Consider the following 14,438-nt stretch of genomic DNA (forward strand, 5'->3'; position numbering starts at 1 on the left):
ATAGGGCATGGTGCATGGGGAAGAAAGGCAGGGGAGCAAGAGAGGCGCAGAACATAAACTTGAAAGAACGTTAAATATATTTATCTGGCTGGCTTTGGACCTTGAACATGCCTGAAAAGAAGAAAGAAAAAAAAACCGGGAGCTATAAGTGGCTGGCAGTTATGCTGCTGGCGACATTTGTTCTGGGCATGGCCAAGGTCTGGGTTACAGTAGAAAGGGTGGATCTGGCCTACCGTATGGAAAGGCTCCAGGAAGAATACCGGGACAACAGGGAACTGCGCACCAAGTTGTCCATAGAGAAAAACAACCTCCTGTCTCCCTACAGGCTCAGAGAGTTCGGCCGGGAACACGGCCTCTCCAGGCCCGGGAATGAACAGGTTCGCAAAATCAGGAAGTAAGTCAGGGTTATGACCAGGCAGCCCCCAAGAAAGAAGACCAAGGAATACAGCAGAATCAAGATAGGCCTGGTGCTGGCTTTCTGTTTTATATTCTGGGGAGCCCTGTGGGCCCGGGCCCTGCAAGTGCAGGTCCTCCAGGGTGAAGAACTGGCTGAGCAGGCCCAAAGGCAGTATTTCAGCCAGGAAAAGATCATGGGCAAAAGGGGAGAAATATTCGATCGCCAGGGTCGGGTCCTGGCTCAGAGTGTGCGCAGCAAATCCGTATATGCCAATCCTTTTCTGATGGACGATATTCACGCTCAGGCAGCTGAGCTGGGCCGGATACTTGATGTAGACCCCGATTCCATCCGGGTCAGGCTTGGCCGCAAAAGCAGTTTTGTCTGGCTGGACAGGAAGGTAAGCGACCGGGTGGCCCATGAAGTTGTCTCTGCAGATCTTCCCGGAGTTTTTATAGTTGATGAGCACAGCCGCGTTTATCCCCAGAAACATATGCTGGGACAGGTACTGGGGTTTGTGGGCATAGACAACACCGGGCTGGAAGGATTGGAAAGATCCCTGGATAAAAGACTCAGCGGAGCAGAAATGGTCTTGGTCAGGCAAAGAGACGCCTCAGGGCAGAGGTTCAGCCTGATGCCCAGGCAACCCGACCAGCAGGTGGACGGTGAAGACGTGCACCTGACCATTGATTCCAGGATGCAGTTCCACGTGGAGCAGGCCCTGGCCGATGCCGTGGAAGAAAACAATGGCCAAAGCGGTGTAGCCATGGTGGTGCACGTACCCACCGGGGATATTCTGTCCTGGGCCAACTACCCCTTTTTCAACCCCAATAATTACCGCGCCTCAAGCCCGGATATCTGGCGCAACCGGGGCGCAACCGATCTCATTGAGCCGGGCTCCACCCTGAAGCCTTTTCTTGTGGCCGCCGCCCTTGAAGAAAATGTGGCCCGTGGTGATTCCCTGTACTACTGTGAACAGGGCCAGTGGAGGCTGGGCAACAACCAGATCAAGGACGTCAGGGAGTACGGATGGCTCACCGTGAACAGAATCCTCCGCTATTCCAGCAACATAGGCGCGGCCAAGGTGGGCATGGACCTGGGAGCAGGCACCCTTCACAGCTATTTAACCAGGCTGGGCCTGGATCAGGCCACCGGGGCCCAGGTTCCCGGTCAGAGCCGGGGGCTGCTGCGCCCCCCCAATACCTGGAGCAATATGGACCTGGCCACCATTTCCTTCGGGCAGGGCATGGCCACCTCGTTCCTGCAGCTGGCCAGGGCCTATGCAACCCTGGGCAACCACGGGGTTTACACGGACCTGAACATCCTGCAGGAACAAAGCAGCCCTGTTTCTTCGCAGCAAAGGGTCTTTTCCAGGGGGGTCAGCCGGGATGTCCTGGCCATGATGCGTGACTCGGTGGAACGAGACGGCACCGGGACCAGGGCCAGAATCAGCGGCATCGAAGTGGGAGGCAAGACCGGAACCGCCCAGAAGGCATCTCCCCAGGGAGGCTACAGCGATGAATATGTAGCCTCTTTCGTGGGTTTCCTTCCGGCCATGGATCCGGAATACATGATAATGGTGCTGGTGGATGAACCTGAAAGTCCCTACTATGGCGGACTGGTGGCTGCCCCGGCGTTTCAGCGCATCGGGGGCAGACTGCTTTCATCGCAAAAGGGCCTGGGACTGCGCAGTCTGGCCCTGGACGAATCCAGTGCAGACAGGGAGTCATTTGACAGGGAAAATGACAGGTTCAGCGTAGCACCCAGGCAGACCAGGAAAGTGGACACTTCCAGCGTGCCCGACCTGCGTGGAACCCCGCTGCGCCTGGCCGTGGAAAGCCTCATCCAGGCCGGCATAGAACCCAGGCTAAAAGGCACCGGAGTCAAGGTCCGGGAGCAGAACCCCTCTCCCGGCAGCAGCTGGGACGGCGAAGAGAAACATATCACCCTCAAGCTTTGCCCTGGGACATGATTAAAGATAAAATGAAAAGCTGGAAAGAAGTCATAAACGAAGCCAGGCAGGGCAGGCAGGTACGAAGCGACTCGCGCCAGGTGTGTCCAGGGGATATATTTGTGGCCATGCCCGGAACCAAAGTCCACGGCAACAGCTTTATCCCCGAAGCCTTAGACAGGGGAGCCGCCTTTGTCGTTGCCAGCGAACCTGCCGGGCAGGACCGGGTGCTCCACCATGAAAATCCCGCTATGGCCCTGGGAGAACTGGCCAGGGCTCACTTTGGAACCGACAGACTGAGCATGAAGGTGGTGGGAGTTACCGGAACCAACGGCAAGACCACCACCAGCTATATACTGGAACATATTTTTACCAGCATCGGATATAAAACCGGGGTGCTGGGCACAGTCAATTACCGCTGGCCCGGGACTGTGCTCAAAGCCGGCACCACCACGCCGGACTGCCTGGACCTGCACCGCATGCTGGCCCGGATGCAGGCCCATGGAGTAGAGGTGGTCTGCCTGGAAGCATCCTCCCATGCCCTGGACCAGAAGCGCCTGGCAGGCATTGATATCCATGTGGCTGTCTTTACCGGTCTTTCCAGGGATCATCTGGACTACCACAACGACATAGAGGACTACTTCCAGGCCAAGAAAAAACTCTTTTGGCCATCCAACCCCCAAAATTTCCTTGGCAGCGTAATAAACATGGATGATCCCCATGGCCGGGACCTGGCCGGGGAAGCCCCCCGGGTCATGGGCTATGGACTGCAGAAAAATTTTTCCCCTGAGCTTCAGGGGCATCTGGTTCAAAGCACTGCCAGCGGGCTGGTCATGGAATGCAGCCACCAGGGCCGGTCATGGACCATCTCCTGCAGCCTGCCGGGAATCCACAACGCCCAGAACCTTCTAGCCGCCCAGGGGGCCGGGATTTGCCTGGGCCTGGAACCGGAACATTTTGACTGCTTAAAGGACCTGGGCCCCATACCGGGGCGTCTGGAAAAGGTGCCGGCCCCTGAAGGAATAAATATTTACGTTGATTATGCCCATACTCCGGACGCTCTGGAAAACGTATGCCTTGCCCTGAAAGAGCTGTCTTTCAGCAGACTGGCCGTGCTTTTCGGGTGCGGCGGGGACCGGGACCGGGGCAAACGCCCGGAAATGGCCCGGGCGGTTGCCGCACATGCAGACGCAGTCTTTCTCACCTCGGATAATCCCAGATTCGAAGAACCCGGCGAAATTATAAAGGATATTCTGCCCGGGCTTGCAGGACACCCCTGCGTGGAGGTGGAACCGGACCGCAGACAGGCTATACAAAAGGCTGTATCCCTGCTGGCACCGGGCGAGGCCCTGCTGGTGGCCGGCAAAGGACACGAGGACTACCAGGAGATCCGGGGAGTCCGACACGATTTCAGCGACACCGGAGAAATCCAGATGGCTGTAAGCAAGCTGCAGCGCAAGGTCACCGGCCCTTGCCATACAGAGGTGAGGTAGCGCATGAACATTGGACTTGGGGAAGCAGCCCGGGCCATGCAAGGCACAGCAGACCTCCAGGGGCTTGAAAACGCGCCTGTAAACGCTGTCAGAACCGACAGCCGTCAGACAGGCCCGGGGGATCTCTTTTTCTGCCTGCAGGGAACCAGATCCGACGGGCACAGCTTTGCCGGGCAGGCCGCAGACAGAGGGGCTCTGGCCATTGTGGCCCACAGGGACCTTGGCTCTATCCAGAATACACCGGTACTTGCAGTGGACGACACCCTGAAGGCCCTGGGCAGACTGGGCCGGCACTGGAGGCTCAAAGCCGGGCCCAGGGTTCTGGGCATTACCGGCTCGGCTGGCAAGACCACAACCAAGGAAATCCTGGCAGAGGTGCTTAAAACCCGCTTCACTGTAGGCAAAAATCATAAAAACTGGAACAACCAGCTGGGCCTGCCCCTTTCCCTGCTTATGCAGAAAGGTGACGAGGATTTCTGGATAATGGAACTGGGCATCAACAACACCACGGACATGGATGAACTGGGAGAGATCCTGCTTCCCGACGCGGCTTTGATCCTCAATGTCGGCCCCTGCCATCTGGAAGGCCTGGGGGATGTTTCCGGGGTGGCCCGGGCCAAGGCACGTCTTCTGGATTATCTCCGTGCAGAACACAGGGCCTTTATCAACCTGGACTATCCGGATCTTAAGCGCGAGGCCGGGGCCAGGCCAGACCTCAACACCACCTGGTTCTCCAGCCGCGACCCTGAAGCCGACTGCCGCGTAAGCCACAGCAGGGACAACCTGTTTGTCCTGAATTTAAACGAAGAAGAAATCCCCTTTCATGCACCTGTGCAGGGAGCGCACTTCTGCGAGAACCTGGCCGCAATCTGGGCCGTGGCCCTGGAATACGGCATGCAGCCTGACGAAATCCAGGCCGGCCTTGAAAAGTCATCTCTTCCGGAACAGAGAATGTGCATAAGTCGCTCAGGAGACTGGACAATCATAGACGACTCATACAATGCCAACCCCATGTCCATGCAGGCCGCCCTGGAGACCGCCCGTAGCCTGGCCTCCGGGGGCGATCTCGTTTTGGTCCTGGGGGATATGGCCGAACTGGGCCGGGACGAGGCCAGGGCCCATAGAGACCTGGGGCGCAGTCTTTGTGCCGGTGCCTTTACCGCCCTTTTCTATAACGGGGACAACCTGGAGCATGTCCTCTCGGGGATGAATGGAGAGGGCAGCCGAAAGGCCCATAAAATCAAGGATGTTTCCTCATTTCTCTCAGCGCATGACAAACTTGGCTGCCGGCACGGCGTGATACTTTTCAAGGGTTCCAGGAGGGCCGGAATGGAAAACTTTGTGCAGGCCTTCAAGGCCCGCGTGGAAAAAAACCGGGAAGCAGGCACATAAATGCTTTATCATCTGCTTTACCCCTTAAGCGAAGACATAAGTTTCTTTAACGTCTTTCGCTACATTACCTTCAGGAGCATATACGCCCTGCTTACTGCCCTGCTTTTGAGCCTGTGGCTGGGCCCCAAGTTTATAAAGTGGCTGCAGCGCATCAAATGCGGACAGTATGTTCAGGAAGACGGGCCGGATCACCAGGTAAAACAGGGTACCCCCACCATGGGCGGTGTTCTCGTGGCCTTTTCTCTGGCGGTAAGCGTTCTTTTGTGGGGGGATCTGACCAACAAGCTCGTCTGGATGTGCCTTTTTGTATTCGGAGGATTTTTCTTAGTGGGCTTTTTTGATGACTACCTGAAAGTAATCAAGAAACACAACCAGGGCTTAAGCGTCAAAAGCAAGCTTCTTGGCCAGGGCATAATTGCCCTGGGTGCGGTCTCCATGCTCCTGACCATGCCGGGTTACAACACTGAGCTGCTTATTCCCTTTTTTAAGGATCTCCGGCCGGACCTGTTTCTTTTTTATGTTCCCTTTGCCGCGGTGGTCATGATCGGGGCCTCCAACGGGGTGAACCTCACCGACGGCCTGGACGGCCTGGCCATCGGGCCGTACATAGTCAGCGCCGGGTGCCTGTCCATATTTGTATATGTATCCGGGCATTATCACCTGGCGGACTATCTGCAGGTGCCCTACATACCCGGACTGGGCGAGGTGACAGTATTCTGCGGGGCCCTGGTGGGGGCGGGACTGGGATTTCTATGGTACAACGCCTACCCGGCCCAGATTTTTATGGGCGATACCGGCAGCATCAGCCTGGGGGGTACCCTGGGTTTTATTGCAGTTCTTTGCAAACAGGAACTTTTGCTCATCATCGTAGGGGGGCTTTTCGTTATCGAAACCCTCTCGGTGATCCTTCAGGTAGGCTATTACAAGATGAGCGGAGGCAAGCGCATTTTTCGCATGGCCCCGCTGCATCATCATTTTGAACTAAAAGGGGTCCCGGAATCCAAGATAATTATCCGGTTCTGGATTCTGTCCATACTCTTCGCTTTGGCGGCATTGAGCACACTTAAGCTCAGGTAGGATAAATCATGCAGGAGATGGTGCACAAAGATCAGTTGAAAGGCCACAAGGCGGTGGTAGTGGGCGCTGGCCGTTCAGGCCTGTCCGCCGCTGCCCTGCTTGAGTCCCTGGGAGCCGGGGTACGACTTCTGGAGAAGCGAACCGACTTTGATGTCTCCCAGCTGGATTCCAGAGGGTTGTTCAACGTGGAGCCTGTCCTGGGAGAGCACAGACCGGAGCATTTCCAGGGCGCGGACCTGGTGGTGGTCAGTCCCGGCATCTCCCTGGCCATGGTCAGGGGTCTTTGCCCGGCAGGCCAGACCGTGATCTCGGAGCTTGAGCTGGCTTCCTGGTTCATTTCCGAACCTGTCATCGCCGTCACCGGCACCAACGGCAAGACCACCACCTGCATGCTCATTCAAAAAGTCCTGGAAAAAGCCGGACGCAGGGTGTTCACCGGCGGCAACATAGGAACCCCGTTGAGCGATCATGTGCTTTCGGGAAAAAGAGCCGACATACTGGTCCTGGAGGTAAGCAGCTTTCAGCTACAAGGCTGCAGCGGGTTTACCCCGCACGTGGGTGTGCTGCTCAACTTCTCCGCCAACCACCTGGATCACCATGAAAGCGAAGACGAGTATTTCAGAGCCAAGATGCAGCTCTTTGCCCGCCAGGGCCCCATGGACCTGGCTGTACTGCCCCTGGACCTGAGAGCAAGGGTGGAGTCTGATTTCAGAATCAAAAGCAATATCACCTACTTTGCCCCCACGGGAAGATTTCATTGCCCCGGCCTGCCCGGGGCACACAACCAGGCCAATATGGAGGCGGCCATGCTGGCCTGCGGCTTTGTGGACGTAAGCAGAAATATCTTTGACCAGGCCCTGCTTGAATTTGTCCCCCCGCCGCACCGGCAGGAGGTGTTTCTACAGGACAAAGGGGTGCGCTACATCAATGACTCCAAGGCTACCACTCTGGAAGCCATGACAGCCGCCCTCAAGGCCTTTGACTCACCCATCAGGCTGCTGGCCGGGGGAAGATACAAGGGCGGGGACTTTTCCCTGCTGGCCGGCACCCTGCAGGAAAAGGCGGCCAAGGTTTACCTCTTCGGCGACAGCCGGGAGATATTTGAAGACGCCTGGAAAAACAGCGCTGACATGGAGCACTTCGCGGACCTGGAGCAGGCCGCAGCCAGGGCGGTGCAGGAAGCAGGTCCCGGAGACAATGTACTTTTGTCCCCCGGCACCTCGAGCTTTGATCTTTTCAATAATTACCAGGAGCGAGGGGAGGCCTTCAAGGTAGCCGTGAGAAAGGCAACCGGCATAACACTGCAGTGAGTCGGACCCGTCTGACTGGTCCGACCTGTCGGACACGTTGGACTTGTCGGACTGGTCAGACACGTCGGACACGTCAGACCGGTCAGATACGCCGGACAAACCAGAGCAAAAAAACATGACCAGCAATAAAAACGCCGCCAAAAAACAGGGGCCGGATCTGTGGCTCCTTTTCTCGGTGCTCATTCTGGCCGGGCTCGGGCTTATGATGATCCTGAGCACCAGTGCGGTCATGGCTGAACGGTATTATGCGGACAAATACTTCTTTTTCAAACGCCAGCTCCTTTTCGGCCTGGCTGGAATGTTGGTCATGTACCTGGGTTGCAGGATCAACAGAGAAGTGCTGTACCGGCTTCGCTATCTCTGGGTGGCCGCAGCTCTTGCCCTGCTGGCGGTGACGGTTTTCACACCCTGGGGCTATGCAGCCGGAGGCGCCACCAGATGGGTAAGCCTTGGTTTTTTCAACATTCAGCCCCTGGAACTGGCCAAGGTGGCCCTGGTCATTTACCTGGCCTGCTTTTTTGCCTTCAAGCAGGACAAGGTCAAGACCTTCAGCGTGGGCTTTTTGCCGCCTACTGTGATTACCGGCTTATTCTGCGCTCTTTTGCTGCTGCAGCCCGACTTCGGAGGGGCGGTATACATGGCCGGGCTTTTATTTCTTTTGAGCCTGGTGGGAGGAACCAGGATCATTTACCTGTTCTCCTCTTCGGTGCTGGCCGGGATAACCGCCGTTGTCCTGGTGCTGCAGTCGCCCTACAGGTTCAGGAGATGGTTTTCCTTTCTGGATCCTTTTCAGGACGCCCAGGATGCAGGATATCAACTGGTACAATCCCTGTACGCCTTTGGTTCCGGGGGAATCTGGGGCATGGGGCTTGGCGAAGGTAGACAGAAGCTCTTTTTTCTGCCGGAAGCGCACAACGACTTTATTATGGCCGTGGTGGGCGAGGAACTGGGCTTTATCGGGGTATCACTGGTCTTTATCGTTCTGGGGATCCTTCTTTGGAGGGTGCTGGTCATCTGCATGTCCCAGAGTGACCTGGTGGACAGGTTTGCAGGGCTGGGCATGGGAATGATCATTATCCTGGGGGCCCTTTTAAACCTGGCGGTTGTTCTGGGGGTCATCCCTCCCAAGGGACTGCCCATGCCCTTTATCAGTTACGGAGGCAGCAGTCTGCTTGTGTCTTTCTTCTGCGCGGGCTTTCTGCTCAACCTATCCAGGAGCAGGTGATGCTGAACAAAGTGCTTATTGCCACCGGGGGTACAGGAGGACATATTTACCCGGCCCTGTCCGTGGCCAGAAAAATAAAGGAACTTTATCCCTCCTGCAGGGTGGTGTTCGCAGGCGGGCTATACGGTTCTGAAAAGGATATCATCCCGCAGGCTGGATTCGAATTCAAGGCATTTCCAGCCAAAGGAGTACTGGGCAGGGGCATAAAGTCCCTGGGTTCCGTATGGTGGGTAAGCAGAAGTCTGGCCAAAAGCTATTTCCTGCTGCGCTCCCTGAGACCGGACGTGGTGGTGGGCTTCGGTGGATATGCCGGGTTCATCCCGGTACTTACCGCCAGAATGATGAAAATACCCACGGCCATACATGAGCAGAACAGCCTGCCCGGGATGACCAACCGGGTCCTGGGACGCAAGGTAAAAAAAGTCATGCTCAGCTATGAGGACATAAAGAACTTTTTTCCACCGGAAAAGGTGGTTCAGACAGGAAACCCAGTGCGTACCGAGCTTTTGGAGCACCAGTATGCTTCACACGGAATGCACCAGCCCGGAAAAAGGCTCCTGGTCCTGGGAGGCAGCCAGGGGGCCAGCGCCATAAACTCCGCGGTCCTGGAACGCCTTGATGAATTAAAGGCCATGGAGGTCAGGATATGGCATCAGACCGGGGAAAGAGACTATGAAATGGTGAAAGAGGCTTACCAGGAAAAGTATCCGGAAGCCAGAGTTGATGCATACATACAGGATATGGCCGGGGCCTATGATTTTGCGGACCTGGTGCTCAGCCGGGCCGGGGCTTCCACCATCTCCGAGCTTTGCGTGGCCGGAAAGGCCTGTGTGCTCATACCTTTTCCCCATGCCACGCATGATCACCAGATGATCAACGCCAGATACCTGGAAGATGCCGGCGCAGCCATGGTTCTGGACCAGAGCTACCTGGACCAGGTCAACCTGGCCCGGGTCATCACCGATCTTCTGGCTATGCCGGAAAAAATAAGAGACATGGGCAGGGCCGCAAAAAAAATAAGCCACCCCGAGGCAGCACAAAACATAGTCCAGGAACTGGTAAGTCTTAAAACAGGAAAATAAAGTGCACAACTACATCAATCGCATACATATGGTGGGCATCGGGGGCTCCGGCATGAGCGGCATTGCCGAGGTCCTATTAAACCTTGGCTACCAGGTAAGCGGCTCGGACCTGTCCAGAGGTCCCACTGTAAAAATACTTCAGGAGCAGGGAGCAAAAGTGTTCCAGGGTCATCACCAGGACAACGTGGGCCCGGCCCAGGTGGTGGTGAAATCCACCGCAGTGCGCGAGGACAACCCCGAGATACTGCAGGCCAGATCCGCAGGGATACCGGTCATCCCCAGGGCGGAGATGCTGGCCGAGCTCATGCGGCTCAAAACCGGGGTGGCCGTGGCCGGAACCCACGGCAAGACCACCACCACGTCTTTTCTGGGAACCATTTTCAAAGAGGCCGGACTGGACCCCACGGTGATCATCGGGGGCAGGCTGAACAAGTACGGCAGCAACGCCCTGCCCGGCACAGGGGAATACCTCATAGCCGAGGCTGATGAGTCGGATGGATCATTTCTGACCCTTTTGCCCATCATCAATATTGTAACCAATATCGGCGCTGATCACCTGGATTATTACCGCGACCTGGATGAAATCCGGGAAAGCTTTGTGCGTTTTATGAACAATGTCCCCTTTTACGGACTAAATGTCGTCTGCGGCGACGACCCGGAAATCCGCCAAGTCCTGGACCGGGTCAAGCGACCGGTTCTGACCTACGGCTTCCAGGAACAAAGCCGGCTGCGTGCGGAGATCCTTTCCACCAGCCCGGGATCGCAGTTCAATGTTTTCCATGACCAGAACTTCTGGGGCCGGGTAAAGCTCAACCACCCCGGCCGGCACAACGTACTCAACTGCCTGGCCGCCATCGGAGTAGCCATACAGGCCGGGATAGACAAACAGGACATCCTGCGTTCCCTGGCCGACTTCGGCGGAGTAGGCAGGCGTTTCGAGCGCAAGGGAATAAAGGATGACGTCATAGTGGTGGACGACTACGGCCACCACCCCACGGAAATCGCGGCCACGCTGGAAACAGCCAGGCAGTGCCATCCAGATCGCAGACTGGTGGTGCTTTTCCAGCCCCACCGCTTTACCCGGACCAGGGATTTCTTCGGGGAGTTCTGCCGGGTCCTGGCTGGTGCGGACCTGCTTTTGCTCACGGAAATATATCCGGCTTCAGAGGATCCCATACCAGGTGTAAACGGGTGGAGCCTGGCCCAGGGAGTCATGCAGGTGGCCCGGACCCCGGTACGCTTTTACCAGAGCCTGGATGAGGCAGGCCGCGACCTGGACAGCGTCCTTAAACAGGGAGACCTGTTCATGACCCTGGGAGCAGGTAATGTATGGCAGGTGGGAGAAAGGTTTATCCAGGAATGAAAACCGTACACCAGCCGGACTTGAAGAAAATGTCTACCCTGAAACTCGGGGGAGTGGCCCTGGCGGCACTTTACCCGGAAGATGAACAGGATCTGGAAGAAATAAACCGCAACTGGGCCGGCAAAGGCCTGCGCTGCATGTACCTGGGCAAAGGCAGCAACGTTCTTTTCACTGAGAATAATAAAGACCTGGTGCTGGTCAGATGGCAGGGGCGCACTATGCCTGAGAGCCGCGTCCAGGACAAAGACCGGGTGCTGGTCCTGGTGGATGCAGGATATCCCCTGCCCCGCCTCCTTGGATGGTGCGCGTCACGGGGACTTTCAGGACTGGAGGGACTGGCCGGCATCCCCGGAAGCGTGGGCGGGGCGATGGCTATGAACGCCGGTTCCCACGGGGTGGAGATATGCAGCCTGCTGACCAGGATCTGGATCTGGACCCCGGAAGACGGAACAAAAAAGCTTAGGGCCGGACAGTTCAGCTTCGGGTACAGGTGGTTCAAGCCGGAGGGTGATCCGGAAAATTTTCTGGTGACCGCCGCTGAAATATCCTTGACACCATCCAGGACCCGGGACGTGCAGGACAGCATAAAAAGGTTCTACCTGCGCAAGAAAAGTGCTCAGCCGGTGCTGGCCGCCACCGCTGGATGCGTGTTCAAAAACCCCCCGGGTCTGGAGCCGGCCGGAAAACTGCTGGAGCAGGCCGGATTCAGGGGCAGACAGAATAAAGGCGTGGCTTTCTCCAGCAAACATGCCAACTTTCTGGTGAACCTGGGACACGGAAGCAGTTCCCAGGCCCTGGATCTAATCGCAGAAGCCAGGGAAAAGGTATTTGAAATGTCAGGACATGAACTGCAACTGGAAATAAAGACAGTCTGAGGAATCCATCTTGACCGCAAGGCGAACCCGGACAAGGCGCAATACCGGCAGCCAGCACAGTCCAAGGCCTGTTGGTGTGCTGCGCAGATTTTTTTCAGCCGTGACAGGACTTCTGGGGCTGGTACTGGTCCTTTGCCTGAGCCTGGGAATACTTGTCCTGGTGAGCGCGGCCCTTATCCACGGCTATCGCTACGCCACCAGCAGTGAGTACCTGGCTCTGCAGGAGATTGAAATCAAGGGCAATCAGCGCCTGACTTACGCTGAAGTCCTGAGGCTCATGCAGGTGGATACAGGCGAAAACATGCTTAAGCTGAATATATCCCGAATGCAGAAAAACCTGGCTGACAGCCCCTGGATCAAGCAGGCCAGGGTCAGGCGTGACTTTCCTGATCAGCTGCACGTGGATATCCAGGAGAAGCAGGCTTATTTCTGGGTCCAGAACGACCACAACCTTTATTACGCAGATAAAAAGGGCCGGACCATAGACCGCTTGAGTCCCGAGAGACTTGTTTCACTGCCGGTTCTGCACCTGCATGATGGGGCCGGGTCCAGGCATGTGGCCGAAATTGTAACCACGCTGGAAAGAAGAAGATTTCCCTTTTCCATCCAGGACATATCCTGGATCCGCATCACCGAGACCGGCAGGGCGCACATGTACATCCATGGACTGGACCTGGAACTGTCTCTTGATTGCCGTGAACTTGAGCCGCAGACGGATAAACTCAATCTGGTATGGAACGACCTGCGCCGCAGGCAGGATATTGACGCTGTAAAGAGGATAACCGTGGCCGGAGAAAATGCCTGGGTGGCTTATCGCCGGCAGGCTAAACCAGAAAATCAAGGAAAGTAGTATGGCCAAATCAGACTTAATCGTTGGGCTGGATCTCGGGACCACCAAAATCACATCAGTTGTAGGGGAGATGACCCCTGAAGGGGTGGATATCGTAGGTATAGGCACCAGCCCTTCAACCGGGCTGCGCAAAGGGGTGGTGGTCAATATCGAGCAGACCGTGCAGTCCATAAAAAAGGCCCTGGAAGAAGCCGAGCTCATGGCCGGATGTGAAATCCAGTCTGTGTATGCAGGCATAGCCGGCAGCCATATCAAGGGCTTCAACAGTCATGGTGTTATAGCCGTAAAAGGCGGGGAGGTCAGCAACCGCGACGTGGAAAGGGTCCTGGACGCGGCCAAGGCAGTGGCCATCCCTCTGGACCGGGAGGTTATCCATATCCTGCCCCAGGAATACATAGTGGATGATCAAAACGGCATAGCCGACCCCCTGGGCATGGCCGGGGTACGCCTCGAGGTCAAGGTGCATATCGTCACCGGGGCCGTCAGCAGCGCTCAGAACATAGTCCGTTCCTGCCATAGAAGCGGCCTGGATGTCTCGGACATTGTCCTGGAATCTTTGGCCTCGTCCAAGGCGGTGCTTACCGAGGAAGAAAAGGAAATCGGGGTGGCCCTGGTGGATATAGGCGGCGGGACCACTGATGTGGCCATTTTCGGGGAAGACTCCATCAAATACACCGGGGGCATTGCCATCGGCGGGGCCAACCTGACCAACGACATAGCTTTCGGCCTGCGCACCCCCATGGTGTCTGCGGAAAAGATCAAGGTCAGGTACGGCTGCTCCATGGCGGACATGCTGGAGGAGGAAGAAATAATCGAGGTCCCCAGTGTAGGGGGAAGATCCCCCAGGAAACTCTCCAGGCACGTGCTGGCTGAAATTTGCGAACCCAGGATGGAGGAACTTTTCCTCCTGGTGGACCAGGAAATAAACCGCTCGGGGTTCAAGAATTCCACCGGGGCCGGGGTGGTGCTCACCGGGGGCGCGGCCCTGATAGAGGGTGCCCAGGAACTGGCGGAACAGATATTCAACATGCCCACCCGCATCGGGTATCCCCGCAAGGTGGGCGGACTCAAGGACGTGGTCAACAACCCCATGTACGCCACTGCAGTGGGAGTACTTATTTACGGGGCGGAAAAGGAAAGCTCGGAAAAACAGTTCCGCATCCGGGACAAAAACATGTTCAACCGTATACTTAGCAAAATGCGCAAGTGGTTTGTTGATATAAAATAGCCCCGGACATCACTTTTGTCCGGCCTGATAAGCAAGCCGCAGGACTTCTTACAAAATGGTAACAACGCATCTGTTTTGCGCTTTTAAGGAAAGCAGGGGACAGGCACTCCGGGACCCACTTGAGCATCATTTTGTGCTTAAAATATCTCATTTTTTGGGACAAGTGGGTCCCGGAAGAGCCAGTCCCCATGCCACATG

12 protein-coding genes are annotated in these 14,438 nt (G+C 56.4%); all 12 read left to right on the forward strand.

Translation table 11 applies throughout. The features are described from left to right. Positions 1-107: 107 nt before the first annotated feature. The 12 genes from D5S03_RS06055 (at position 108) to ftsA (ending at position 14,240) form a co-directional block, all read left to right on the forward strand. On the forward strand, positions 108-398 hold the full coding sequence (locus D5S03_RS06055) for a hypothetical protein (protein ID WP_287043022.1): 291 nt from the start codon (positions 108-110) through the stop codon (positions 396-398). A 9-nt stretch (positions 399-407) separates the two neighbouring features. After that, positions 408-2,366, forward strand: coding sequence for a penicillin-binding transpeptidase domain-containing protein (locus D5S03_RS06060; RefSeq protein ID WP_287043023.1), 1,959 nt, complete (start codon positions 408-410; stop codon positions 2,364-2,366). Between the two features lie 11 nt (positions 2,367-2,377). Next, positions 2,378-3,838: a UDP-N-acetylmuramoyl-L-alanyl-D-glutamate--2,6-diaminopimelate ligase gene (locus D5S03_RS06065; RefSeq protein ID WP_287043024.1), complete on the forward strand. Its 1,461-nt coding sequence runs from the start codon at positions 2,378-2,380 to the stop codon at positions 3,836-3,838. Positions 3,839-3,841: 3 nt separating this feature from the next. Then, a complete protein-coding gene (locus tag D5S03_RS06070; RefSeq protein ID WP_008871650.1) occupies positions 3,842-5,230 on the forward strand; it encodes a UDP-N-acetylmuramoyl-tripeptide--D-alanyl-D-alanine ligase in 1,389 nt (462 codons plus the stop codon). Next, positions 5,231-6,307 carry a phospho-N-acetylmuramoyl-pentapeptide-transferase gene (gene mraY / locus D5S03_RS06075; RefSeq protein ID WP_008871651.1) on the forward strand — a complete coding sequence of 359 codons (1,077 nt, stop codon included), beginning with the start codon at positions 5,231-5,233 and terminating at the stop codon, positions 6,305-6,307. Between the two features lie 8 nt (positions 6,308-6,315). Beyond that, positions 6,316-7,617 carry a UDP-N-acetylmuramoyl-L-alanine--D-glutamate ligase gene (murD, locus tag D5S03_RS06080; protein WP_008871652.1) on the forward strand — a complete coding sequence of 434 codons (1,302 nt, stop codon included), beginning with the start codon at positions 6,316-6,318 and terminating at the stop codon, positions 7,615-7,617. A 115-nt stretch (positions 7,618-7,732) separates the two neighbouring features. Continuing rightward, entirely contained in the window at positions 7,733-8,842 is a 1,110-nt protein-coding gene (gene ftsW, locus D5S03_RS06085) for a putative lipid II flippase FtsW (RefSeq protein WP_008871653.1), read from the forward strand. After that, positions 8,842-9,924, forward strand: coding sequence for an undecaprenyldiphospho-muramoylpentapeptide beta-N-acetylglucosaminyltransferase (gene murG, locus D5S03_RS06090; RefSeq protein ID WP_008871654.1), 1,083 nt, complete (start codon positions 8,842-8,844; stop codon positions 9,922-9,924). The genes ftsW and murG overlap by 1 nt, the downstream gene beginning before the upstream one ends. A gap of 1 nt (position 9,925) precedes the next feature. After that, positions 9,926-11,287, forward strand: a complete 1,362-nt coding sequence (gene murC / locus D5S03_RS06095; RefSeq protein ID WP_008871655.1) for a UDP-N-acetylmuramate--L-alanine ligase — start codon at positions 9,926-9,928, stop codon at positions 11,285-11,287. A gap of 29 nt (positions 11,288-11,316) precedes the next feature. Continuing rightward, positions 11,317-12,162, forward strand: a complete 846-nt coding sequence (murB, locus tag D5S03_RS06100) for a UDP-N-acetylmuramate dehydrogenase (RefSeq protein ID WP_161598702.1) — start codon at positions 11,317-11,319, stop codon at positions 12,160-12,162. Positions 12,163-12,172: 10 nt separating this feature from the next. Then, on the forward strand, positions 12,173-13,012 hold the full coding sequence (locus D5S03_RS06105) for a cell division protein FtsQ/DivIB (RefSeq protein ID WP_008871657.1): 840 nt from the start codon (positions 12,173-12,175) through the stop codon (positions 13,010-13,012). A gap of 1 nt (position 13,013) precedes the next feature. Continuing rightward, complete coding sequence (gene ftsA / locus D5S03_RS06110) at positions 13,014-14,240, forward strand: cell division protein FtsA (RefSeq protein WP_008871658.1); 1,227 nt, start codon at positions 13,014-13,016, stop codon at positions 14,238-14,240. Positions 14,241-14,438 lie beyond the last annotated feature (198 nt).

Source organism: Desulfonatronospira sp. MSAO_Bac3 (assembly GCF_003838035.1).
Classification (GTDB): domain Bacteria; phylum Desulfobacterota; class Desulfovibrionia; order Desulfovibrionales; family Desulfonatronovibrionaceae; genus Desulfonatronospira; species Desulfonatronospira thiodismutans.